Source organism: Nocardia sp. NRRL S-836, assembly GCF_001279525.1.
Lineage (GTDB): Bacteria > Actinomycetota > Actinomycetes > Mycobacteriales > Pseudonocardiaceae > Lentzea.
The window spans coordinates 1-23,124 of the sequence record NZ_LGDY01000137.1; the positions used below are offsets into that span (position 1 = coordinate 1).

The window sequence follows — 23,124 nt, forward strand, 5'->3', positions numbered from 1 at the left end:
AGCAACGCCTTCGGCGTTTCGGGGGGACTCCGTCCCCCTCGACCCCCTGACAACTGATCAAAGACTGGCCAGCGCCGCGCGTGGGTAGATGGCACGCCTGGTGCTTTGGGCGGCTTGCTGTTGCGTTGGTGCTTGCGGGAGGTTCTTGTGAAAAGACGGCTCGGGCCTTCGGCCCTCGATACCTGGACAGCCGGGCCTTCGGCCCTCGGTTACAGGCGGACTGAGTCGCCGGTGATCGCGGACTGCTTGGCGGCCTCGATGACCTCCAGGCCTGTCACGGCGTCCTGCGGTGACACGGGGGCCACACCGGCTGCGATCGACGCGTAGAAGTGCTGGTACGCACCGGGTTCGGTGCGGTGGGGTTGGCCGCCGAGCGTGCCCCAGGCGGACTCCGGCTCCTCGCCCCAGCCTGGACCGCCAGGGGTCTCGCCCGCCTTCAGGCGCTCTTCCTGAGGATCCATGCCGTACTTCACGTACGCGGCGTCGTGGCCCAGGACGCGGAAGCGGGGGCCCTGGTCCGCGGCCAGGGCGCTCATCCACAGGTGGGAGCGGACCCCGGCCTCGTGGGTCAGGGCGAGGAAGACGTCGTCGTCGGCTTTGGCGCCGGGGCGGACGGTCGCGATCTCCGCGTGGACCGAGAGCGGGCGGCCGAACAGGGCCACGGACTGGTCGATCAGGTGGGTGCCCAGGTCGAAGAGGATGGAGCCGAGGTCGGCGGGGTCGCCGGACTCCTTCCACGACGACTTGATCTCGGGGCGGTAGCGCTCGAAGCGGGACTCGAAGCGGTGGACCTCGCCCAGGGCGTTGGTGGCCAGGAGGGATTTGACGGTGCGGAAGTCGCCGTCCCAGCGGCGGTTGTGGAACGGGACCAGCATCAGGTCGCGGGACGAGGCGATCGAGGCCAGGGCGCGGGCCTCGGCGGCTGAGGCGGCGAAGGGTTTGTCGACCACCACGTTCAGGCCGTGTTCCAGGACCTGGCGGGCGTGGGTGGCGTGGAAGCGGTTCGGGGTGGTGATGACCACCAGGTCGAACGCGCCGGACCAGACCTCGTCCAGTGACGACAGCAGGCGGGTGGAGGGGTAGCGGGAGCGCACCTCGGACTGGCGTTGCGGGTTGGCGGTGACGACGGCCGAGAGTTCCAGGCCCGGGGTGGTGGAGATGAACGGGGCGTGGAAAGCGGCCCCACCGAGTCCGTAGCCGACCAGAGCTGTGCGCATGTGATCAGCCTAAGCGGTCCCACCTGGTGGACGGGGTGTCGCGTGGGCCGAACGGACCCCTACGGTCAGCAACCATGACGCTGCTGCTCGTGAGGCGACGCCACGTGGACTACGTGCGCGTCACCAGCATGGCGTGTCGTCGCTCCGGCTGACCACGCCCACTCCCCCCGGCAACGAACCAACTGGAGCACAGCCATGTCCTGGTCATTCGAGACGACGCAGATCCACGCGGGCGCGGCGCCCGACCCGGCGACCGGTGCGCGGGCCACGCCGATCTACCAGACCACCTCCTACGTCTTCCGGGACACCCAGCACGGGGCCGACCTGTTCGCGCTGGCTGAGCCCGGCAACATCTACACGCGCATCAACAACCCCACGCAGGACGTGCTGGAGCAGCGCGTCGCGGCGCTCGAGGGCGGGATCGCGGCGGTCGCGTTCGCCTCCGGGCAGGCGGCGGAGACGGCGGCGATCCTCAACCTGGCCAAGGTCGGGGACCACCTCGTGTCGAGCGCGTCGCTCTACGGCGGCACGTACAACCTGTTCCACTACACGCTGCCCAAGCTCGGCATCGAGGTGTCCTTCGTGGAGGACCCCGACGACCTCGACGAGTGGCGGGCCAAGATCAGGCCGAACACGAAGCTGCTGTTCGGTGAGTCGCTGGCCAACCCGCGCAGCCACGTGCTCGACATCGAGGGGATCGCGGCGGTCGCGCACGAGAACGGCATCCCGCTGATCGTCGACAACACCGTGCCGACGCCCTACCTGCTCAGGCCGCTGGACCACGGCGCGGACATCGTCATCCACTCGGCCACGAAGTACCTGGGCGGGCACGGCACGGCCATCGCCGGTGTCGTGGTCGACGGCGGCAAGTTCGAGTACGGCCCGGAGAAGTTCCCCGACTTCCACGAGCCGGACCCCAGCTACCACGGGCTGCGGTACTGGCCGGTGCTCGGGCACGGGGCGTTCGCAGCGAAGCTGCGGGTGCAGGGGCTGCGCGACACCGGTGCGGCGATCGCGCCGTTGACGAGCTTCCTGGTGATCCAGGGGATCGAGACGCTGTCGCTGCGGATCGAGCGGCACGTGCAGAACGCGCAGGCGCTCGCCGAGTGGCTGGAGGAGCGGGACGAGGTCGCGAAGGTCCACTACGCGGGGCTGCCGTCGTCGCCGTTCCACGCCAACGCCACGAAGTACCTGCCCAAGGGTGCCGGCGCGGTGGTGAGCTTCGAGCTGCGCGGCGGGGTCGAGGCGGGACGGGCGTTCGTGGACGGGACGACGTTGTTCAGCCAGCTGGTGAACATCGGTGACGTGCGGTCGTTGATCGTGCACCCGGCCTCGACCACGCACAGCCAGCTCACGCCGGAGGAGCAGCTCGTCGCGGGCGTCACACCGGGGCTGGTGCGGCTGAGCGTCGGCCTGGAGGGGATCGCGGACCTCAAGGCGGACCTGGAGGCGGGCTTCACCGCGGCGAAGTCCGAGTTGTAGTGGGCGGCTGGCGCTTCGGCGACCCGAACGGGCGGCGGAAGTGGTTCAGCCACAGCGAACCGTTCGCCGGGTTGCCGGGTTTCCAGCTCGCGTACGAGACGTGGGGGACCTTGAACGCGGAGGCCTCCAACGCGGTGCTCGTGCTCCACGCCCTCACCGGGGACAGCCATGTCGCCGGGGGCGTGGAGCCGGGTCACCCCACGCCGGGCTGGTGGGACGCACTCGTCGAGCCGGGGCCGCTGGACGGGTGCTTCGTGGTGGCGCCCAACGTGCTCGGCGGGTGCCAGGGCAGCACCGGGCCGTGGCAGCACCCGGCGTTCCCGCGGATCACCATCCGCGACCAGGTCGCGGCGGAGGTGCTGCTGGCCGACCACCTGGGCATCGGGCAGTGGGCGGCGGTGCTCGGCGGGTCCATGGGCGGCATGCGCGCGGTCGAGTGGGCCGTGGGCGAACCGGACCGGGTGCGGTCGCTGCTCCTGCTGGCCACCACGGCGGCGGCGTCCGCCGAGCAGATCGGGCTCGCGTCGGCCCAGCTGCACGCGATCAGGGCCGATCCGCACGAGGGTCTCGGTGTGGCACGCAGGATCGCGCACCTCAGCTACCGCAGCGAGCAGGAGCTGCAGGCGCGGTTCGGCCGGGAGGTGCAGGAGGACGGCAGGTTCGCCATCGAGTCCTATTTGGACCACCACGCGCAGAAGCTGGTCCGGCGGTTCGACGCCGCCAGCTACGTCACGCTCACCGATGCGATGAACTCGCACGACGTGGGCCGCGGCCGGGGTGGCGTGCAAGCGGCGCTGCGCCGGGTGACGGCGCGGACCGTGGTGGCCGGTGTGGACTCGGACCGGCTGTACCCGCTGGCCCAGCAGGCGGAGCTGGCGGCGGGCATCCCCGGCGCCGACGACCTGCGGGTGATCACCTCGCCGTACGGGCACGACGCGTTCCTGATCGAGAGCGACCAGGTCGGCGCGCTCGTCAGCGAACTGGTGCCCGCGCGGTCAGGTAGTCGTTGAGCCGCGCGGAGGCGGCGAGCATCGCCAGCCCCCGCGCGGTCAGCCTGCTCCGCCAGTCGGTCAGCGCGGCGGCCACCGTGTCGGTGCCACCGGCCGTGCGGATCTGCCGCACCACCACCGCGATCCGCGCCAGCGGGTGACCGCCGCGGCGCAGCAGGTGGGCCAGCTCGGCGTCACGGACGTCGGCGGCGGAGAACACGCGGTAGCCGGTGGCCTCGCGGCGCGGCGTGAGGACGCCGGCCTCCTCCCACGCCCGCAGCGTCGCCGGGGTCACGCCGAGCCGGCGCGCCAGCTCACCGATCGAGCACGGCCGCGCGACCGGTTCCACGTCGGTCAGGTCGGCCACCGCGCGGCTCACCGAGTCGAGCGTCTCGCGGTCGCGCAACAGCCGGTGGTGGCCGCGGTCGAGGGTGGTCAGCACGTCGTCCAGCGAACCGGTGTGAACGGCGTTCATGATCTGCCCGGCCACGGCGTGACCGAACGCGGGGACCAGCGCGAGGAACGTGCGCAACGCCGCCGCGTGCACCTCGGTGTAGACGCGGTAGCCGGACTCGGTCCGGTCGGCTGCCGGGATGAACCCGTCGCGCTCGTAGTTGCGCACCGCCTGGGTCGAGATGCCGTGCTCGCGCGCTAGGTCGGCTGGACGCACGGTTGAGACTTTAGCGGGCCTTTGCAGCCGCTACCGCGGAAAAGTTTCAACAGAGGTTTCAAAGATACGATTGACCCACATGAGCCAGGACATCCGCGAGTTCATCCACCCCTTCACCGAGCTGCTGGCCTTCGGCGAGCCGACGCACCTGGAGCACGCCCACACCTGGATCCGCAACGAGCTCTTCGAGCAGCTGGCCGCCGCGGGCTTCCGCTCGATCGCGCTGGAGACCTGCCGGGTCAGGGGCCTGCTGGTCGACGACTACGTCAAGGGCGGTCCCGGTGACCTCGACACCGTCATGGAGGAGGGCTTCAGCCACCGCTTCGGCGAGTGGCCCGCCAACCGCGAGCTGGTCGCGTGGCTGCGCGAGTACAATCGGGACCGGCCGGCCGACGAGCAGCTCACGTTCCACGGCGCCGACTTCCCCGGCGAGACCACCAGCGTGCCCAGCCCGCGCCCGTACCTGGAGCACGCCCGCGACTACCTCGGCCTCGACGCGGACTTCAGCACCGACGACGAGAGGTGGAGCCGCGACGAGGCAGTGCTGGACCTGACGAGGTCACCCGGACAGTCCGAAGAGGCCGTCCGGTTCCGCGCGCTCGGCCAGGCCATGCTCGCCGAGCTGCACAACCGGCCGCACGACGAGGGCTGGCAACGCGCGGAGACCCACCTGACGGCCGCGCTGAGCCTCCTGCGCTACCACCGGGAGTGCGCGGAGCCCAACCCGCTGGGCGTGCGCCTGAACCGCCTGTGTCAGCAGCGGGACGGCGTGATGGCCCGCAACCTGCTGGAGATCCGCCGGATCGAGGCGGGCCGCGGCCCGACGTTCGTCTTCATGCACAACGCCCACCTGCAACGCACGAGCAGCTCGATGGAGATGGCGGGCGAGCGGATCGAGTGGCTCTCCGCGGGCGCGCTCGTGGCACCGGTCCTGGGTGACCAGTACACGGTCATCGCGGGCACCCTCGGCCGCAACGACACGTTCGGGCTCGGTGAACCGGACAAAGGCACCTTCGAAGGCTCGCTGCAGGACCGCTTCACCACCTGGGGCCTCGCGGACAAGCCCACCGGGACGGTGCGCGCGGACACCCGGCCGGAGATGGGCTACTTCCCCGTGGACCGGCACCTGCTCGACGGCGTGGACGCCGTGCTGCACGTCAGGGTTGGTCGTCCAGTGACGCGGTGATCCACGTCGCGACGGGCAGGTCGCGCGTCTCGCACTCGATCGCCAGCTTGAGGGTCCACCGCAGGGCTTGCAGCACCACGGTCGCGAGCTCCTGCGGTGCCCCGTTGGCCAGTGCGATCTCGATCTGCTCGGAGGCCGCGTCCTGGTCGCCGTGCACCTCGGCCAGCAACGCGCGGATCGCCGTGCGGACCGGCGGGTCGGCGTCGTCGATCTGGACCTCGCGGCCGTCCTCGTCGAAGACCTGCATCTTCACCGGTGTCGCGCCGCCGGAGCCGAGCGAGCCGACCATGGAGCTGCACTCGGCGAACAGGAGCAGCACGAGCTCGCGGATCTCCTCGTTGCCCTCCGGTGACCCGCTGAGATAGCCGGTCACGAGGTCCACCGCCACAGCGTCCTCACCGGCCCTGGCAGCCGCCAGCGCCTCGCCGGCCACGGCGGTCAGCCGTGCCCAGCGATCCGGGTCCTGTGGTGGTCTCACAGGTACTGCCTACCGCGCGGCCCAACACAATCGCAATGCCCCATCTTGATCAGAGTGCTACCGGGGTATGTCACTCCGCAGGTCAATGTGGTCGCGAGCGGCTGCACCTAGGCTCGGGTGGTGTTGCGCACGCTGTACCGCACCGTCTTCGGCATCGACCGCACCCGAGTGCTCGTGAAGGCACTGGGGCGGTTCCGCAAGCCGTTCCACGGGGCGCTGCTGGTCTACGCGCTCGTGTTCGCGGTCGTCGGTTCCGCCCGGTACGTTGCGCTGGAGGACCCGGACGGGTGGTGGCCGGCCGTCTTCGCGTCGGTGTTCCTGCCGTACGTGCTGCTGATCTGGTCGCCGCTCCACGCGTGGCGCCTCGCCGCGGCCACGCTGTTCCCGGTGGCCACGCTGATCGGCTGGACCGGCGTGGCGGACTTCCAGTACTGGACCCTGCTGCCACTGGTGGCGTGCGTCGCCGCGTTCTACTCGGGCGGGGTCACGGCGACCGCCACCGTGCTCACCATGGCGGCGGTGGGCTTCTCCGAGTCGCAGCACCACGACGCGGTCCTCGCCGTGCCGATCATCACCGGCGTGCTCTACCTCTTCGGTGCGCGCGGCCGTGCGGAACGCGAGCTGGAGGAACAACGCGGTGAGAAGGCCGCCCTCGAAGAACGTGCGCGCATCGCGAGGGAGATGCACGACGTGGTGGCCCACCACATGTCGATGGTGGTGGTGCGGTGCGAGACCGCGCCCTACCGCCTGCAGGGCCTCAACGAGGCCGCCCAGCGGGAGTTCGAGGAGGTCGGTCAGGTCGCCCGGGAGGCCATCGCCGACATGCAGCGGCTGCTCGGTGTGCTCAGGACGGACGGCCAGACGCCGGAGAAACAGCCGCAGCCGGGCATCAGCCGCATCCCGGAGCTGGCCAGGCCCGGAGACGAGGCCGAGGTCGACGTGGACGACGTGCCGGAGGCGGTCGGGCTGACCGCCTACCGGATCGTGCAGGAGGCGCTGACGAACGCGACCAGGCACGCGCCCGGCTCGAAGGCGTCCGTGCACGTGCACAAGAGAGACGGCCAGCTGGACGTGCTGGTGCGCAACACCGCGGGAGGACCGTCCAGGGGCGGTGGCAGTGGTCAGGGTCTGATAGGCATGCGTGAACGTGTGGCGGTGCACGGCGGCACGCTGACCGTGAAGTCGACCGACGACGGCGGGTTCATGGTGCGGGCGAGGATTCCGTTGGGGGACAAGTGATCAGGGTGGTCGTGGTGGACGACCAGGAGATGGTGCGCGAGGGTTTCTCCGCGCTGCTCGACGCACAGGACGACATCGAGGTGATCGGGTCGGCGGGCAACGGCGCGGACGGTGTCGCGCTGGCCCGCGGAACCGAACCGGACGTCGTGCTGATGGACATCCGCATGCCCGGGATGGACGGTCTGCACGCCACCCGCCTGCTGCTCGACGGCGGCAGCGAGTCGAAGGTGCTCGTGCTGACCACGTTCGACCTCGACGACTACGTCTACGAGGCGTTGCAGGCCGGTGCGAGCGGGTTCCTGCTCAAGCACTCACCGGCCCGTGAGCTGCTCAATGCCGTGCGCGTGGTGGCCGCGGGTGACGCGTTGCTGGCGCCGTCGATCACGAAACGCCTGATCGAGGACTTCGTGCGGGCCCGCCGCACCGACCGCGTCCGCCCGGCGCGGCTCGCCGTGCTGACCGAGCGGGAGACCGAGATCCTCGTGCTGGTCGCGCAGGGCCTGTCGAACGCCGAGATCGCCGCGCACCTCGTGCTCGCCGAGCAGACCGTCAAGACGCACGTGAGCCGCGTGCTGACCAAACTGGACCTGCGCGACCGGGCGCAGGCGGTCATCGCGGCCTACGAGAGCGGGCTCGTGGTACCGGGGTAGCACGCGGATTCGGCACGCCAGCGTGACGATCTCCGGCGGGTCGCCTCCCTAGTTTCGGGTCCATGCGCCGAAGCCTGCTGGTCCTCCTGCTGATCGTGATGCCGTCCGTCGCGCCGTCGACGGGCGAGTGGCGGTCGGACGTCGCCCGTCGCGTGGCGGTCGTCGGTGACCTGAGCACCGCGCGTGACGTCGTGGTGATCGTGCCGGGGTCCGACGTGGACGTCGACCGGTTCGACCGCACGATCGGCCGGAACGCGACCGACCTGTACGAGGCGGCCGGTCGCGACGACCTCGCCGTGATCGCGTGGCTCGGCTACGCCACGCCGCGGGGGCTCGGCGTGGACGCGGCCACGGGACGGCTGGCGCGAGCGGGTGCGGCCGCGCTCGTCGACTTCGTGCGCGCGTTGCGGACCAACGCGCGCATCCACGTCTTCGGCCACAGCTACGGCTCGGTCGTGGTGGCACTCGCCGCGCCCGAGCTCGACGTCGCCGACGTCGTGTTCAGCGGGAGCCCCGGCGTGCGGGCGGGGTCGGTCGCCGACCTGCGGACGAACGCCAAGGTGTGGGTGCTGCGCAACGCCGGTGACTGGATGCGGTTCGTGCCCGGCGTGCGGCTCTTCGACCTCGGCCATGGCACCGATCCGGCGTCGGACCGCTTCGGTGCCACGGTGCTGCGCTTCGCCGGCGGCACCCACGCGAGCTACTACGAGCCCGGCACCGGCACGCTGGCCGCGCTGGCCCGCATCGCCGTGGGGGAGCAGCCGTGAGCAGGAACCCGGTCGTCACGATCGCGCTGGCCGGTGTCGTGGCCGGTCATTGGCTCACGACGACGCTCGTCGACACGCCCACCGGGATGCTGATCGGGCGGCCGGTGTGGTCCCACTGGGCCGACCCGGTGCTGAACGCGTTGGTGCTGCTGGTGGTTGTGGGCGCTGCGGCGGTGCCGGTCCGGCGGCTCCTGGTGCAGGCGCTGGTGCTGCTGGGGTGCTGGGCCGCTGTCCTGTTCGGACTGGTGCTGCGCGGCGTCGACCAGGACACCGCGCACAGCATCGGTGTCCTGGTGGTCGAGCCGCTGTGGTTCGTCGGCGCCCACCTGGTCGTGGTGGCGCTGAAACCGTTGCTGCGCATACCGGTCGTGCGTGGCGGGTGGGTGAGCGAGAACGCGCTGGCGGTCCTGCTCGTGCACCAGAGCGCGCTGGTCACGGTGACGCTGGTGTTCAGCGCGTGGGGACCGCTGCCGGGACTCCAGGAACCACCGGCTGGTCAGGGCTGGCTGTGGCACCGGCTGCTGTGGCTGCCGGTGTGCGCGGCCGTGACCTGGGGATGGCTGCGAGCACTGCGAGCCCGATCGCCACGGCGTGCAGCACCACGACCGGCGGCGCCGGCTGCGGCGCCAGCATCGGCGGTACGCACGACAGAGCCGTGAGCAGCCACGGCAACCGCGTGTCACAGCTGCCCGTGCGGGCGGTGTGGATCAGGTACCAGCCGAGCAGCAGGTGCACGACGTTCTGCAACGGGTCCACCGGCAGCAGCACCAGCACACCGTCGCCGAGGAAGCCCGCCACGACGAACCCGAGCACGCCCAGCATCCCGAAGCTCACGCCCAGCACCGTGGCGAGCCGGGTCCGGTGCGACTCGTGGGACAGCCGCGGGAACCGGACCATCTCGCGCTCGAACCGGTGGAACAGCAGGGGCAGCGGCAGCAGCAGGAACACCAGCCAGCTCGGCGCGTGCGTGAGGCCGAGCAGCCCCACGACCGCGCCGACCGCGACGAGGTAGGCCAGGTACACGGTCATCGGTGCCCGGCGCGCGAAGCTCACGACGTGCCAGGCGCGGCCCTCCAGCCACACCGACACGTGCCCGCGGGCCAGCAGCGCGAGGCAGACCTGCGCGACCCCGAGCACCAGCACCGACCGCGGGTAGTCGCTGAAGAACACCAACGCGGGCAACGTGACCGCCCCCACCGCCGCCAGCACCCTGCCGGAGATCCGCTGCAACGTGCCGTCGGCGTAGAAGAACCCGACCTGCTGCATCAGCACCGCGCCGACGACCAGGTTCACGTACCCGCCGGTGCGCCAGTCCGTCGACGTGCGCGCGACCTCGACCGCCAGCGTCACCAGCGCGAGCACGAACGGCGTGGCGCGGCGGTGGTGGCGGTGCAACCAGGCGGCCGCCGGTGTCGCCGCGACCGCGAGCAGGTAGACCCCGAGGAACCACAACGGGTGCGTGATCAGCCTGCTGTAGGCCTCGACCCGCACGTCCAGCAGGTTCAGCGCCGTGAACAGCACCACCCACAGCAGCACGAACCCGAGCACCGGCCGCAGCAGCCACGACGTCCGGCTCGACACCCAGCACCCGAAGCCGCCCTCGTGCGCCTGCCACGACCGCAGGTTCGCGTGCCCGCCCGCGAAGAAGAACAACGGCACCGCCTGCAACGCCCACAGCCACGACGTGCCGGAGCCGCGCAGATGTGCCAGCGTCGCAACGGTTTCCCCGAGCACCAGCAACGCCAGGCTGAACAACCGCAGGAAGGTGGCGTACCGGTCTGTGTCCAATTGCCGCTGCTTCGCAGACGGCGGCGAGTTCGCCGGGAAGTCGGCCATCCGGCCGCCGCTCCACCGCGAATTGGGCTCCGCCGAATCCGCGGCGGAGGGGCGACCGGACGACCGACGCGAACTCGCGGATGCCGGGTCGGGTGCCAAGGCAGGCGCCGAGGTAGGTGTCGGGGCGGGTGCCAGCGCGGATGACGGGGCAGGCGCCGAGGTGGGTGTGAGGGCGGGTGCCAGCGCGGATGACGGGGCAGGCGCCGAGGTAGGTGTTGGGGCGGGTGCCAGCGCGGATGGCGGGGCAGGCGCCAAGGTGGGTGTGAGGGCGGGTGCCAAGGTGGGTGGCAGGGTGGGGTGGTCGTCGCGGCGGCGGCCGTGTAGCCGGGCGAGCAGCAGGAACACCACGATGGCGCTGCCGAACGCCCACGCCACAACGGGTTCGTGGCCCGGCGGGCCCCAGCGCTGCCGCCACGAGTTGAACCGCAGCCCCAGCGCGTAGGTCTCGGCGACCACGTGGCAGGTCGTCCTGGCGCCGCGCGGGTTGAGCTCGCACTGCGTGTGCAGGTCCGCCGTGAGCCGGTCGTCGAGCGCCCTGCGCGCCTGCGGCCCGAGCGCGTGGCCCTTGTGCTCCGCGTACCGCAGCAGGTCGTAGCCCATGTCGTGTGCGCGGCACGCGACGCTGAAGTCCCACTCGGTGTCACCGGCCGGGCCGGAGCAGCCGCCGGAGAGGTCGATCACGCGCAGCGTGCCGTCCGCCCCGCGGACGGTCCTGGGGTCGCGCACGATCTCCGCCGCGAAGTCGCCGGGCAGGTCGAGCCGGGGATCGTGGGTCGCGGACGGTTCGGTGAGCGAGCGCACCGCGCCGGCCGCCGCCACGACGTCACCGCCGGGTGTGCCGCCGTCCCCGGTCGCCGGGCGCGACGCGACCACCCCGACGACGAACACGGCGAGGGTGATGACCGTGAACCGGAACCAGGCCGGCAGCCGGAGGAGGAGTGTGCGGGCGCCCATTGTCGCGCCAGGTTACGGAACGGTCTCGGCTGATCGCCAGTCCGCCAGGTCAGGCGGCTACGGCGAGTTGACCGCCGCGGGCGTGAGCGACGCGAGTGCCATGCGCGACAACAGGGCGGCCATCTGGTCGCGGTCGAGGTGGGCGCTGTGCGGGGTCGAGTTGATGAGCCCGAACACCGCGTGCGCCGCGGCACGGGCGGTCGGCTCGTCGAACTCCGGCACGGTCCGCCGGATCGTCTCCACCCACACCTCGACGTAACGGCGTTGCAGCGCGCGCACCCGCCGGCGGTCCGGGTCGGTGAGGTTCGCGAGGTTGCGCATCTGCACGGTGATCAGCGCCGGGTCGTCCAGCGCGAAGTCGACGTGCCAGCCGACCAGGTCGCGCAACGCCTCCTCGGCGTTGGCCGCGGCGTCGACGCGGGACTGGCCGCCGTCGAGCAGGCGCTCCGAGATCGACGTCAGCATCTCGCCGAGCATGGCGTCCTTGCTGCGGAAGTGCCGGTACAGCGCGGGCCCCGAGATGCCGACGGCCGCGCCGATGTCGTCGATGCCCACGCCGTGGAAGCCGTGCCGCGCGAACAGTTCCGCGGCGGCGGTGAGGATCTGGTCCCGACGTGAGGGTTTCTCGGCCACGCCGGAAGGTTAGCAGTCGTTCACTTTTACGTCTGATGGGTGAAATTCACGCGGCTAGCGGAGCCAATTGTTGACTATTGACCAATACTTCACAGGGGCCTTACCCGTAAGTAACCATTGCCGTGCACAGCATCACCCCTGCGGCCCCTTCGGGAGTCTTCGATGCGTCCTGCTCACCTCATCGCCTCGGTCGTCACCGCCGCCGCGGCAGTCATCGCGCTCGCGAACCCCGCCAGCGCCGCCCCGGTCAACTACGTCGCGCTCGGCGACTCGTACGCCTCGGGCCTGGGAACCGGCACCTACGACGGCGCGAGCGGCAGCTGCAAGCGCGGCCCGCTCGCGTACCCGGCCCTGTGGGCGGCGGCCACAGCCCCGGCGTCGTTCCGCTCGGTCGCCTGCTCCGGCGCCCGCACCGGCGACGTCATCAGCCAGGCGGCGGCGGTCACCACGGCCACCAACCTCGTCACCGTGCAGGTCGGCGGCAACGACGCCGGCTTCACCGACGTGATCACCACGTGCACGTTCGGCTCGGACACCGACTGCGTGAACCGGGTGAACCAGGCCAAGACCTACGCCGCCACCACGCTCCCCGGCCTGCTCACGAACGTGTACAGCACCATCAGGTCGAAGTCCCCGTCGGCACGCGTCGTCGTGCTCGGCTACCCGCGCATGTACAAGGTGCCCGGCACCTGCAACGTCGGGCTGAGCGACACCAAGCGGGCCGCGATCAACACCGGTTCCGACGCGCTGCACAACACCATCAGCGCACGGGCCGCGGCGGCCGGGTTCACCTACGTCGACGTGCGCGGGGCGTTCACCGGGCACGAGATCTGCTCGTCGAGCTGGTGGCTGAACAGCCTGAGCTGGCCGGTCGAGGAGTCGTACCACCCGAACCGGGCCGGTCACGCGAGCGGCTACCTGCCCGCACTGCGGTCGGTCATCGGCTAGCCGAATTCCGGTGCGTGGGAGTGCCGTAAGTGGGCGGTGACCTGCCCTCCGGCCGCTCCCCACCCGCCGTGGTGGACCGTGAGGTGAGCGGGCGTTAACATGGCCGTGTTAACGCCCGCTAACCTGAGGTCTGGGGAGCATGGACGCACCGGTCCTGCGCAGCGCCGCCGAGCCATCGGACCGCTACGCCAAGGAGCACGCCGCGCTCGTCGACGAGCTGCGCGGCAAGCTCGCCACCGCCGCCCTCGGCGGCCCGGAGAAGGCACGTCAGCGCCACGTCGACCGCGGCAAGCTGTTGCCGCGCGAGCGGGTGGACACGCTGGTGGACCCCGGCTCGCCGTTCCTGGAGCTGTCGCCGCTGGCCGCGAACGGCATGTACGGCGACGAGGCACCGGCCGCCGGCATCATCACCGGCGTCGGCAGGGTGTCCGGCCGGGAGTGCGTGATCGTCGCGAACGACGCCACGGTCAAGGGTGGCACCTACTACCCGATCACGGTCAAGAAGCACCTGCGCGCGCAGGAAGTGGCGCTGCAGAACAACCTCCCGTGCGTCTACCTGGTCGACTCCGGTGGCGCGTTCCTGCCGAAGCAGGACGACGTGTTCCCCGACCGCGAGCACTTCGGCCGGATCTTCTACAACCAGGCCACGATGTCGGCCAGGGGCATCCCGCAGATCGCCGCCGTCCTGGGCTCGTGCACCGCGGGTGGCGCGTACGTGCCCGCGATGAGCGACGAGGCGATCATCGTGCGGAACCAGGGCACGATCTTCCTCGGCGGTCCGCCGCTGGTGAAGGCCGCGACCGGTGAGGTCGTCAGCGCCGAGGACCTCGGTGGCGGCGAGCTGCACTCGCGCACGTCCGGCGTGACCGACCACCTCGCGGAGAACGACGCGCACGCGCTGCGGATGGTCCGCTCGATCATCTCCACGCTCGGGCCGCGCGCGCAGCGCCCGTGGGACGTCGCGCCGGTCGAGGCACCCGCGGTGGACCCCGGCGACCTCTACGGCGTGGTGCCGACCGACTCCCGGACGCCCTACGACGTGCGCGAGGTGATCGCGCGGATCGTCGACGGGTCGAGGTTCCAGGAGTTCAAGAAGGAGTACGGCGCCACGCTGGTCACCGGCTTCGCGCGCATCCACGGCCACCCGGTCGGGATCGTCGCGAACAACGGCATCCTGTTCGGCGAGTCCGCCGTCAAGGGCGCGCACTTCATCCAGCTGTGCGACAAGCGGTCCATCCCGCTGGTGTTCCTGCAGAACATCACCGGGTTCATGGTCGGCCGCGAGTACGAGGCCGGTGGCATCGCCAAGCACGGCGCCAAGATGGTGACCGCGGTGGCGTGTGCTCGGGTCCCGAAGTTCACCGTGATCATCGGCGGCTCGTTCGGTGCCGGCAACTACTCGATGTGCGGGCGGGCGTACTCGCCGCGGTTCCTGTGGATGTGGCCGAACGCGCGGATCTCCGTGATGGGCGGCGAGCAGGCGGCCTCGGTGCTGGCGACGGTCCGGCGCGGCCAGCTCGGTGACGAGTGGTCGGCGGAGGACGAGGAGGCGTTCAAGGCGCCCATCCGCCAGCAGTACGAGGACCAGGGCAACCCGTACTACTCGACCGCGCGGCTGTGGGACGACGGCGTGATCGACCCGCGTGACACGCGCACGGTGCTCGGGCTGGCGTTGTCCACCGCGGCGAACGCCCCCATCGACGATGTTTCCTACGGCGTCTTCCGGATGTGATGATGTTCGACAGCGTGCTGGTGGCGAACCGCGGGGAGATCGCGGTCAGGGTGATCCGCGCGTTGCGGTCGCTCGGGATCCGTTCCGTCGCCGTGTACTCCGACGCGGACGCCGAGGCGTTGCACGTCCGGATGGCCGACGAGGCCGTGCGGATCGGGCCGGCGGCGGCCCGCGAGAGCTACCTCTCCATCGAGAAGATCGTCCAAGCCGCCGTCTCCGGCGGCGCGCAGGCGATCCACCCCGGCTACGGCTTCCTGGCGGAGAACACGGCGTTCGCGGCGGCCTGTGCCGAGGCGGGCATCGTGTTCGTCGGACCGCCCGCGGCGGCGATCGACGCGATGGGCGACAAGATCCGCGCGAAGCTGACCGTGTCGGCGGCGGGCGTGCCAGTGGTGCCCGGCCGCACCCAGGCGGGCATGACGGACGACGAGATCGTCGACGCGGCACTGGAGATCGGTTTCCCGGTGCTGCTCAAGCCGTCCGCGGGCGGTGGCGGCAAGGGCATGCGGCTCGTGCACGAGGAGTCCGCGCTGCGCGAGGCGATCGAGTCGGCACGGCGGGAGGCACGCGGGTCGTTCGGCGACGACACGCTGCTGATCGAGCGGTTCGTCACGAACCCGCGGCACATCGAGATCCAGGTCCTCGCCGACACCCACGGCAACGTGATCCACCTCGGTGAACGCGAGTGCAGCCTCCAGCGGCGGCACCAGAAGATCATCGAGGAGGCGCCGTCGCCGTTGCTCACGCCGGAGCTGCGCGAGGCGATGGGCGCCGCGGCCGTCGACGCCGCGCGGTCCTGCGGGTACGTCGGCGCGGGCACGGTCGAGTTCATCGTGGACGGTGCGTCCGGCGACTACTTCTTCATGGAGATGAACACCCGGCTGCAGGTCGAGCACCCGGTGACCGAGGAGGTCACGGGCGTCGACCTGGTCGAGTGGCAGCTGCGCGTCGCGTCCGGCGAGGTGCTGGACGTCGCCGTCGAGCTGACCGGGCACTCGGTCGAGGCCCGCGTCTACGCCGAGGACCCGGCGCGCGGCTTCCTGCCGACCGGTGGCCGGGTGCTGGCACTGCGCGAGCCCACGTCGGTGCGCGTCGACTCCGGGCTGTACGAGGGACTCGTCGTCGGCTCCGACTACGACCCGATGCTCGCCAAGGTGATCGCGCACGGCCGCACGCGCGAGGAGGCGTTGCGCCGCCTGGACCACGCGCTCGGTCAGATGGTGCTGCTCGGCGTCACGACGAACATCCCGTTCCTGAGGGCGTTGCTGCGTGATGAGGACGTGCGGTCCGGCGCGCTCGACACCGGTCTGGTCGAACGCAAGCTGGACGCGCTGACGTCGCAGGACGTCCCGGACGACGTGTACGTGGCGGCCGGCCTGGAGCGCTCGCTCGATCCGCGTGGCGACGACCCGTGGGACCAGCTGTCCGGCTGGCGCGTCGGCGAGCACGCCTGGACGACGTGGCGGATCAACGACGTCGACGTGCGCGTGCGCGGCGACGAGGTCGTGGTGGGCGCCGGGGAACCGGTCAGGGCACGGGCCCGCAGGGACGGCGCCGACCTGCTCGTCGGCTCGCGCCGGTACGCGGTCGCCCGTGACGGCGACGTGCTGTGGCTGGGCCACGACGGCGCGTCCTGGGCGTTGACCGAGGCCGAGTTCCTGGTGGGGGCGTCCGGCGGCGCCGCTGCCTCCGGCGGCCCGGTGAAGTCGCCGATGCCGGGAACCGTGCTGGTCGTGCGCGCCCAGCAGGGCGAGGAAGTGACCGCCGGGCAGGCGTTGTTCGTGGTCGAGGCCATGAAGATGGAGCACACCGTCACCGCACCGGTCGACGGCGTGCTCGCCGAGGTGAACGTGCAAGCAGGTCAGCAGGTCGCACTCGACCAGGTGCTGGCCACCGTCGTCTCTCACGAGGAGTGACACCCATGTTGGACTTCAGGCTCCCGAGCGAGTACGAGGACCTGCGCAAAACCGTCGAGGAGTTCGCCCGCGACGAGGTGGCCCCGGTCATCGGCGACTACTACGAGCGCGGCGAGTTCCCGTACCCCGTCGTCGCGAAGATGGGCGCGATGGGCCTGCTCGGCCTGCCGTTCCCCGAGGAGCACGGCGGGATGGGCGGCGACTACTTCGCGCTGTGCCTGACGCTGGAGGAGCTCGCGCGGGTCGACTCGTCCGTCGCGATCACGGTCGAGGCGGCCACCTCGCTGGGCGCCATGCCGATCTACCGCTTCGGCACCGACGAGCAGAAGGCGGAGTGGCTGCCGTCGCTCACGTCGGGCCAGAAGCTCGGCGCGTTCGGCCTCACCGAGCCCGGCAGCGGTTCGGACGCGGGCGCGCTCGCGACCACCGCGCGGCTCGACGGCGACGAGTGGGTCATCAACGGCACCAAGGCGTTCATCACGAACTCCGGCACCGACATCACCGGCCTGGTGACGGTGGCCGCGGTGACGGGCACGCTGCCCGACGGCCGCAAGGAGATCTCCTCGATCATCGTCCCGTCCGGTACCCCGGGCTTCACGGTGTCGAAGAAGTACTCGAAGGTCGGCTGGTGCGCCTCGGACACGCGCGAGCTGTCGTTCTCCGACTGCCGGGTGCCCGCGGCGAACCTGCTGGGCACCCGCGGCCGCGGGTTCGCGCAGTTCCTGCGGACGCTGGACGAGGGCCGCGTCGCCATCGCCGCGCTGTCGGTGGGCCTGGCCCAAGGCTGTGTCGACGAGTCGGTGAAGTACGCCCACGAGCGTGAGACGTTCGGCGCGAAGATCGGGACGTACCAGGCGATCCAGTTCAAGATCGCCGAGATGGAGGCACGCGTGCACACGGCGCGGCTGGCCTACTACGAGGCCGCGTCCCGGATGCTGCGCGGGGAGCCGTTCAAGAAGCAGGCAGCCATCGCGAAGCTCGTGTCGTCGGAGGCGGCGATGGACAACGCCCGTGACGCCACGCAGATCTTCGGCGGCTACGGCTTCATGAACGAGTACCCGGTGGGCCGGTTCTACCGCGACGCCAAGATCCTGGAGATCGGCGAGGGCACCTCCGAGGTGCAGAAGATGCTGATCGCCCGCGAGCTCGGCCTCTGACGCCCGGCCGGCGCGGTCGCCGACCGCGCCGGCACCCGGTCCCGTCAGAGCTTCGGCACCGCCCGCTCGACGATCGAGGCGAAGTCGGTGTTCCTGGGCAGCGTGCCGAAGGCCACGCCCCAGTCGCCGCCGAGCCGGGAGCTGATGAACGCGTCCGCGACCGCGGGGTGTCCGTGCTTGACCAGCAGTGCGCCCTGCAGGACCAGCGCCATGCGTTCCACGACGCGGCGCGCCTGCGACTGGTCCACATCGGACAGCGTCCCGCCGAGCTCGTTGAGCGCCTTGTCGATGCGCGGGTCGACCCCGCTGACGACGCCCAGGAACTCCTGCACCGACTCGGGTTCCCTGCTCATCGCCCGCAGCACGTCGAGCGCGGCGACGTTGCCGGAGCCCTCCCAGATCGACATCAGCGGCGACTCGCGGAACAGCCGCGGCATCCCGCTGTCCTCGATGTAACCGTTGCCGCCCAGGCACTCCAGCGCCTCGGCCGCGTGCACCGGCCCGCGCTTGCACACCCAGTACTTGGTCACGGCGAGCCCGAGCCGCGGCCGGTGCCGCGCGAGCCACATCGCCGCCGTGGTCGCCGCCTCCGACTCCACGGCCAGGTCCGCGAGCACGTTGCGCATCGCCGGCTGGTCGACCAGGTACTGCCCGAACGCCTTGCGGTGCGCCGCGTGGTGCGCCGCCTGCCGCAGCCCGGCCCGCATCCCGGCCGCCGACCCCAGCACGCAGTCCAGGCGGGTCGTGTTGACCATCTCGATGATCGTCCGCACGCCCCGGCCCTCGTCGCCGACCCGCCACGCGAACGCCTCGTCGTACTCGACCTCCGCCGAGGCGTTGGACTTGTTGCCGAGCTTGTCCTTGAGCCGCTGCAGGAAGAACCGGTTGCGGGTGCCGTCCGGCAGCACGCGCGGCACCAGGAAGCACGTCAGCCCGCCGGGTGCCTGCGCCAGCGTCAGGAACACGTCCGACATCGGCGCCGACGTGAACCACTTGTGCCCGGTGAGCACGTAGCCGTCGGTGACCGGACGCGCGACCGTGGTGTTGGCGCGGACGTCCGACCCGCCCTGCTTCTCGGTCATCGACATGCCCGCGATCAGGCCGCGCTTGCCCAGCGGCGCCTTCAGGCCGAAGTCGTACTCGCGCGAGGTCAGCAGCGGCTCGTAGACCTCCGCCAGCTCCGGTGCCACGCGCAGGGCGGGCACGGCGGCGTAGGTCATCGAGACCGGGCAGCCGTGGCCCGCCTCGGCCTGCGACCACACGTAGAACCGGGCCGCGCGCTCCAGGTGAGCGCCGTCGACGTAGGCGTGCAGGCCGTGGCTCACGGCGACGCCCATCAGGTCGTGCCACGCCGGGTGGAACTCGACCTCGTCGATCCGGTGCCCGTACCGGTCGTGCGTGTGCAGCACCGGCGGGTGGGTGTTCGCGAGCCGGCCGCGCTCCTGCCACTCGGCACTGCCCGCGAGCCGGCCCAGCTCGTGCAGCTCGGCGTCGTCGGCCCAGCCCAGCAGCGCGGGGTCGTCCGCGACGTCGTGACCGGTCAGCGGGGGAACCTGGTTGGTCACCTCGTGCGTAGCCATGCCCCGCACGGTACTACTCGGCAGTAACTTTGGGCAGTCCCGCGAGCGGCACGCCCGCCGACCACATGCCGGGACGCCGCACCGCGTCCCGTGCCCCGGTCATGTCCGGATGATCCCCTCATCGGTGACTTTCGGCGCCCTCCCGTGGAAGATCACTGGCCCATTGGCGTAATTGGGCGTGCCAACGGCGCTGACGAGGAATAACGTCCACGTCGTGAGTGACCATGGGCACAGCTCGGCCGTGGCTGCGTTGACAGCGCAGTACGCCGCGATGCGCGAAGGTGCGCCGGTGCGGCTCGCGAAGAAGACGTCGAACCTGTTCCGGTTCCGCGCGGACCAGTCCGGCGGGCTGGACGTCGGCAGGTTCGACCGGGTGCTGTCGGTGGACCCGGTCGGACGCACCGCTCAGGTGCAGGGCATGACCACCTACGAGGACCTCGTCGCCGCGACGCTGCCGCACGGCCTCATGCCGCTGGTGGTGCCGCAGCTCAAGACCATCACGATCGGCGGGGCGGTGGCGGGGCTGGGCATCGAGTCCACGTCCTTCCGCAACGGCCTGCCGCACGAGTCGGTGCGCGAGCTGGAGATCCTCACCGGCGACGGTGAGGTCGTGGTGGCGAAACCGGACGACGACCTGTTCCGGGCGTTCCCGAACTCCTACGGCACGCTCGGCTACGCGCTGCGGCTGGAGATCGAGCTCGAACCGGTGCGGCAGTACGTGCGGTTGCGGCACGTGCCGTTCGGGTCGTTCGAGGAGTGCGCGGCGGTGATCGAGGAGGTCTGCGCGGACGGTTCGGCGGACTTCGTCGACGGCACCGTGTTCTCCCGCGGGGAGATGTACCTGACGCTGGGGCACTTCGTCGACATCGCGCCGTACACGTCGGACTACACCGGCAACCAGATCTACTACCGCTCCATCCAGCAGCGGCGGACCGACCACCTGACGATCCACGACTACCTGTGGCGCTGGGACACCGACTGGTTCTGGTGCTCACGGGCGTTCGGCGCGCAGAACCCGGTGGTCCGGCGCCTGTGGCCGAAGCGGTACCTGCGTTCGGACGTCTACCGCAAGCTCGTGGCCAAGCACCGGCAGCTCAGGCCACGGGTCGACGTCGAGCCGGTGATCCAGGACGTGGAGATCCCGGTGTCCACGCTGCCCGCGTTCCTCGACTTCTTCGACCGCGAGATCGGCATCTCGCCGGTGTGGCTGTGCCCCGTGCGCCTGCGCGACACCACGGGCTGGCCGCTGTACCCGATGGACCCGGACGTGCTGTACGTCAACGTCGGGTTCTGGTCGGAGGTCCCGGTGCGCCCGGGAGAACGGATGGGTGACCGCAACCGGCTCATCGAGCGCGAGGTGGCGCGGCTGGGCGGCCACAAGTCGCTGTACTCCGACTCCTACTACGAGGAGGACGAGTTCTGGCGGCACTACAACGGTTCGCACTACCGGTCCGTGAAGTCGCGGTACGACCGGACGAACCGCCTGCCTGATCTGTACGCCAAGTGTGTCAGGGGACGATGAATGCGGTTGGCCTCTCTCTTTCAGCGCATCACCGGCGGCAACGACGTCCGCTTCCAGGCCTACGACGGCAGCACCGCCGGCCCGGCGTCCGCCTCGGTGTCCATCGACGTGAAAACGCCGGAAGCCCTGTCCTACCTGGCTTCCGCACCCGGTGAGCTCGGTCTGGCCCGCGCCTACGTGACCGGCCACCTGGAGATCCTCGGCGACGTGCACGCGGGCCTGTCGCAGCTCTCCGAGCTGTCGTTGCGGGAGGTCCCCTGGGTGCAGCGGGTCGAGCTGCTGCGGCTGCTCGGCAAGGTCCGGCTGTCGCACCGCGTGGCCCCGCCGCCGCAGGAGACCCGCCTGCACGGCCTGCGCCACTCCAAGGCCCGCGACCAGCAGGCCATCGCCCACCACTACGACGTCTCGAACCAGTTCTACGAGTGGATCCTCGGCCCGTCGATGGCCTACACCTGTGCCGTCTACCCGACCGCGGAGTCCACTTTGGAACAAGCCCAGTTCGCCAAGCACGACCTGGTGGCGCGCAAGCTCGGGCTGAAGCCGGGCATGCGCTTGCTCGACGTCGGCTGCGGCTGGGGCGGCATGGTCATGCACGCCGCACGCGAGTACGGGGTGCGCGCGATCGGCGTCACGCTGTCGCGCAACCAGGCGGAGTGGGCGCAGAAGGCCATCGTCGAGGCCGGGCTGTCCGACCTCGCCGAGGTGCGCCACCTCGACTACCGCGACGTGCGGGAGTCCGGGTTCGACGCGGTGTCGTCCATCGGCCTGACCGAGCACATCGGCAAGGCGAAGCTGCCGGCGTACTTCTCGTCGCTGTACCGCAAGCTCAAGCCGGGCGGGCGGATGCTGAACCACTGCATCACCCGGCCGGACAACAAGCAGCGGGCGCTGTCGGGGCCGTTCATCAACCGGTACGTGTTCCCGGACGGCGAGCTGGTCGGGCCGGGGCACCTCGTGTCGCTGATGCACGACACCGGCTTCGAGGTGCGGCACGAGGAGAACCTGCGCGAGCACTACTCGTTGACGCTCGCCGCCTGGGGCCGCAACCTCGACGAGCACTGGGACGAGGCCGTGGACGAGGTGGGCGAGGCGCGGGCCCGGGTCTGGCGGCTGTACCTGGCCGCGTCCCGGCTGGGCTTCGACCGCAACAACATCCAGCTGCACCAGGTGCTCGGGGTGAGGCTGGACGGGACGAACGCGCACATGCCGTTGCGGCCCGACTGGCTGTCCTGATCCCGGACACGGGCCCAGGCCGCGGAAGCCGGTGCTTCCGCGGCCTGGGACCTCCCGGCCTGGACTCCGGGTCGTCAGCCGAGCTTGCCGACGATGGTCTTCGCCGTGTTGGACGGGATCGCGAACCCGATGCCGACGCTGCCGGCCGCACCGCTGCTCGACGCCGGCGAGTAGATCGCCGAGTTGATCCCGACCAGCTCGCCGGCGGCGTTCACGAGCGCGCCACCGGAGTTGCCGGGGTTGATCGACGCGTCGGTCTGGATCGCCTGGTACGACACGGAAGCCGCCCGGCGGCCCTCACCGGGCACGGTCACCTTGCGGTCCAGCGCGGAGACGATGCCGGTGGTCACGGTGCCCTGCAGGCCCGACGGCGAACCGATGGCCATCACGCCGTCACCGATCTTCACGTCGTCGGAGTCCGCCCACGTGATCGGCGTCAGGCCGGACACCCCGGAGGCCTGCAGCACGGCGAGGTCGGAGGACGGGTCGGTCGAGACGACGGTGGCGGGCACCTCGCGGCCGTCGTTCAGCGTCACCGTGACCGAGCCGCCGGCGGAGGCGACGACGTGGTTGTTGGTGAGGATCCGGCCGTCGGCGGTGAGGATCACGCCGGAGCCGAGGCCGTTGCCGACGTTGACCTGCACGACGGACGGCAGGACCTTGGCGGCGACGGAGCTCCAGTCCGTTGTGGACTGGTTGGCGACCGTCTGCGCCACGACGGAGGGCGGTGCCTGCGGGCTGTCCGGCGAGGCGATCACCGCACCGGTGACACCTCCGAACAACCCGGCGACGAGTGCCGCCGCGGTCAGTGCCGGGGCCGTGCGGCGCCAGAACTTCGGCGCCGGCGCAACGGCTGGCTGCGGCTGAACCAGTGTCCCGCTCATAGCGGGGAAGCTCTGCTCGGTCATGACCTGAGAATGGACCGCGATCATGTG

19 protein-coding genes are annotated in these 23,124 nt (G+C 71.0%); 12 read left to right on the forward strand and 7 right to left on the reverse strand.

Annotated elements, in window-relative coordinates:
- Positions 1-209: 209 nt before the first annotated feature.
- Positions 210-1,217, reverse strand: coding sequence for a Gfo/Idh/MocA family oxidoreductase (locus ADL03_RS37360; protein WP_053738355.1), 1,008 nt, complete (start codon positions 1,215-1,217; stop codon positions 210-212).
- A 195-nt stretch (positions 1,218-1,412) separates the two neighbouring features.
- Between ADL03_RS37360 and ADL03_RS37365 the strand changes: the two genes are divergently transcribed.
- Positions 1,413-2,699 (forward strand): bifunctional o-acetylhomoserine/o-acetylserine sulfhydrylase, encoded by a 1,287-nt coding sequence (locus tag ADL03_RS37365; RefSeq protein WP_053738356.1) that lies wholly within the window; start codon positions 1,413-1,415, stop codon positions 2,697-2,699.
- The gene (locus ADL03_RS37370; protein WP_053738357.1) at positions 2,699-3,709 is read left to right on the forward strand and encodes a homoserine O-acetyltransferase; all 1,011 of its coding nucleotides are present in this window, start codon (positions 2,699-2,701) and stop codon (positions 3,707-3,709) included. Before ADL03_RS37365 ends, ADL03_RS37370 begins: the two co-directional genes overlap by 1 nt.
- On the opposite strand, the gene ADL03_RS37375 is transcribed toward ADL03_RS37370, so the two are convergent.
- Complete coding sequence (locus ADL03_RS37375) at positions 3,672-4,358, reverse strand: TioE family transcriptional regulator (protein ID WP_053738358.1); 687 nt, start codon at positions 4,356-4,358, stop codon at positions 3,672-3,674. The genes ADL03_RS37370 and ADL03_RS37375 overlap by 38 nt on opposite strands.
- A gap of 79 nt (positions 4,359-4,437) precedes the next feature.
- Here ADL03_RS37375 and ADL03_RS37380 point away from each other — a divergent pair, with 79 nt between their 5' ends.
- On the forward strand, positions 4,438-5,544 hold the full coding sequence (locus tag ADL03_RS37380) for an erythromycin esterase family protein (protein WP_053738359.1): 1,107 nt from the start codon (positions 4,438-4,440) through the stop codon (positions 5,542-5,544).
- On the opposite strand, the gene ADL03_RS37385 is transcribed toward ADL03_RS37380, so the two are convergent.
- A complete protein-coding gene (locus ADL03_RS37385) occupies positions 5,516-6,022 on the reverse strand; it encodes a hypothetical protein (RefSeq protein WP_053738360.1) in 507 nt (168 codons plus the stop codon). The two genes, ADL03_RS37380 and ADL03_RS37385, sit on opposite strands and share 29 nt — an antisense overlap.
- Before the next feature lie 120 nt (positions 6,023-6,142).
- Between ADL03_RS37385 and ADL03_RS37390 the strand changes: the two genes are divergently transcribed.
- From ADL03_RS37390 to ADL03_RS37400, 3 genes are all read left to right on the forward strand, one after another.
- Positions 6,143-7,261 carry a sensor histidine kinase gene (locus ADL03_RS37390; protein WP_053738386.1) on the forward strand — a complete coding sequence of 373 codons (1,119 nt, stop codon included), beginning with the start codon at positions 6,143-6,145 and terminating at the stop codon, positions 7,259-7,261.
- A complete protein-coding gene (locus tag ADL03_RS37395) occupies positions 7,258-7,911 on the forward strand; it encodes a response regulator transcription factor (RefSeq protein WP_082373803.1) in 654 nt (217 codons plus the stop codon). Before ADL03_RS37390 ends, ADL03_RS37395 begins: the two co-directional genes overlap by 4 nt.
- A 62-nt stretch (positions 7,912-7,973) precedes the next feature.
- Positions 7,974-8,678: an alpha/beta hydrolase gene (locus tag ADL03_RS37400; RefSeq protein ID WP_053738361.1), complete on the forward strand. Its 705-nt coding sequence runs from the start codon at positions 7,974-7,976 to the stop codon at positions 8,676-8,678.
- Between the two features lie 450 nt (positions 8,679-9,128).
- Here ADL03_RS37400 and ADL03_RS50005 read toward each other — a convergent pair whose 3' ends face one another.
- Entirely contained in the window at positions 9,129-11,468 is a 2,340-nt protein-coding gene (locus ADL03_RS50005; protein ID WP_053738363.1) for a phospholipase A2, read from the reverse strand.
- A 57-nt stretch (positions 11,469-11,525) separates the two neighbouring features.
- Complete coding sequence (locus ADL03_RS37415) at positions 11,526-12,101, reverse strand: TetR/AcrR family transcriptional regulator (protein ID WP_053738364.1); 576 nt, start codon at positions 12,099-12,101, stop codon at positions 11,526-11,528.
- A 162-nt stretch (positions 12,102-12,263) separates the two neighbouring features.
- Between ADL03_RS37415 and ADL03_RS37420 the strand changes: the two genes are divergently transcribed.
- The 4 genes from ADL03_RS37420 to ADL03_RS37435 all read left to right on the forward strand — a co-directional run bounded on the left by ADL03_RS37420 (position 12,264) and on the right by ADL03_RS37435 (position 17,854).
- Positions 12,264-13,049: an SGNH/GDSL hydrolase family protein gene (locus ADL03_RS37420; RefSeq protein ID WP_053738365.1), complete on the forward strand. Its 786-nt coding sequence runs from the start codon at positions 12,264-12,266 to the stop codon at positions 13,047-13,049.
- Between the two features lie 139 nt (positions 13,050-13,188).
- A complete protein-coding gene (locus tag ADL03_RS37425; RefSeq protein WP_053738366.1) occupies positions 13,189-14,781 on the forward strand; it encodes a carboxyl transferase domain-containing protein in 1,593 nt (530 codons plus the stop codon).
- A gap of 2 nt (positions 14,782-14,783) precedes the next feature.
- Positions 14,784-16,697, forward strand: coding sequence for a biotin carboxylase N-terminal domain-containing protein (locus ADL03_RS37430; protein ID WP_053738388.1), 1,914 nt, complete (start codon positions 14,784-14,786; stop codon positions 16,695-16,697).
- A 5-nt stretch (positions 16,698-16,702) separates the two neighbouring features.
- The gene (locus ADL03_RS37435; protein WP_053738367.1) at positions 16,703-17,854 is read left to right on the forward strand and encodes an acyl-CoA dehydrogenase family protein; all 1,152 of its coding nucleotides are present in this window, start codon (positions 16,703-16,705) and stop codon (positions 17,852-17,854) included.
- 44 nt (positions 17,855-17,898) lie between these two features.
- Here the strand turns inward: ADL03_RS37435 and ADL03_RS37440 are convergent, their stop codons facing one another.
- Complete coding sequence (locus ADL03_RS37440) at positions 17,899-19,434, reverse strand: acyl-CoA dehydrogenase family protein (RefSeq protein WP_053738368.1); 1,536 nt, start codon at positions 19,432-19,434, stop codon at positions 17,899-17,901.
- Between the two features lie 214 nt (positions 19,435-19,648).
- On the opposite strand from ADL03_RS37440, the gene ADL03_RS37445 reads away from it, so the two are divergent.
- Positions 19,649-20,956 carry an FAD-binding oxidoreductase gene (locus tag ADL03_RS37445; RefSeq protein WP_053738369.1) on the forward strand — a complete coding sequence of 436 codons (1,308 nt, stop codon included), beginning with the start codon at positions 19,649-19,651 and terminating at the stop codon, positions 20,954-20,956.
- A complete protein-coding gene (locus tag ADL03_RS37450) occupies positions 20,957-22,189 on the forward strand; it encodes a cyclopropane-fatty-acyl-phospholipid synthase family protein (RefSeq protein ID WP_053738370.1) in 1,233 nt (410 codons plus the stop codon). It abuts the gene before it with no gap.
- 74 nt (positions 22,190-22,263) lie between these two features.
- On the opposite strand, the gene ADL03_RS37455 is transcribed toward ADL03_RS37450, so the two are convergent.
- Entirely contained in the window at positions 22,264-23,097 is an 834-nt protein-coding gene (locus ADL03_RS37455; RefSeq protein WP_053738371.1) for a S1C family serine protease, read from the reverse strand.
- Positions 23,098-23,124 lie beyond the last annotated feature (27 nt).

What these genes read in the sequence shown, in the direction of transcription:
- ADL03_RS37365 (WP_053738356.1), top strand. Translation starts at nt 1,413, where the DNA reads ATGTCCTGGTCATTCGAGACGACGCAGATCCACGCGGGCGCGGCGCCC.
- ADL03_RS50005 (WP_053738363.1), bottom strand. Translation starts at nt 11,468, where the DNA reads ATGGGCGCCCGCACACTCCTCCTCCGGCTGCCGGCCTGGTTCCGGTTC.
- ADL03_RS37420 (WP_053738365.1), top strand. Translation starts at nt 12,264, where the DNA reads ATGCGTCCTGCTCACCTCATCGCCTCGGTCGTCACCGCCGCCGCGGCA.
- ADL03_RS37400 (WP_053738361.1), top strand. Translation starts at nt 7,974, where the DNA reads ATGCGCCGAAGCCTGCTGGTCCTCCTGCTGATCGTGATGCCGTCCGTC.
- ADL03_RS37435 (WP_053738367.1), top strand. Translation starts at nt 16,703, where the DNA reads ATGTTGGACTTCAGGCTCCCGAGCGAGTACGAGGACCTGCGCAAAACC.
- ADL03_RS37360 (WP_053738355.1), bottom strand. Translation starts at nt 1,217, where the DNA reads ATGCGCACAGCTCTGGTCGGCTACGGACTCGGTGGGGCCGCTTTCCAC.
- ADL03_RS37440 (WP_053738368.1), bottom strand. Translation starts at nt 19,434, where the DNA reads ATGGCTACGCACGAGGTGACCAACCAGGTTCCCCCGCTGACCGGTCAC.
- ADL03_RS37455 (WP_053738371.1), bottom strand. Translation starts at nt 23,097, where the DNA reads ATGACCGAGCAGAGCTTCCCCGCTATGAGCGGGACACTGGTTCAGCCG.
- ADL03_RS37425 (WP_053738366.1), top strand. Translation starts at nt 13,189, where the DNA reads ATGGACGCACCGGTCCTGCGCAGCGCCGCCGAGCCATCGGACCGCTAC.
- ADL03_RS37430 (WP_053738388.1), top strand. Translation starts at nt 14,784, where the DNA reads ATGTTCGACAGCGTGCTGGTGGCGAACCGCGGGGAGATCGCGGTCAGG.
- ADL03_RS37380 (WP_053738359.1), top strand. Translation starts at nt 4,438, where the DNA reads ATGAGCCAGGACATCCGCGAGTTCATCCACCCCTTCACCGAGCTGCTG.
- ADL03_RS37450 (WP_053738370.1), top strand. Translation starts at nt 20,957, where the DNA reads ATGCGGTTGGCCTCTCTCTTTCAGCGCATCACCGGCGGCAACGACGTC.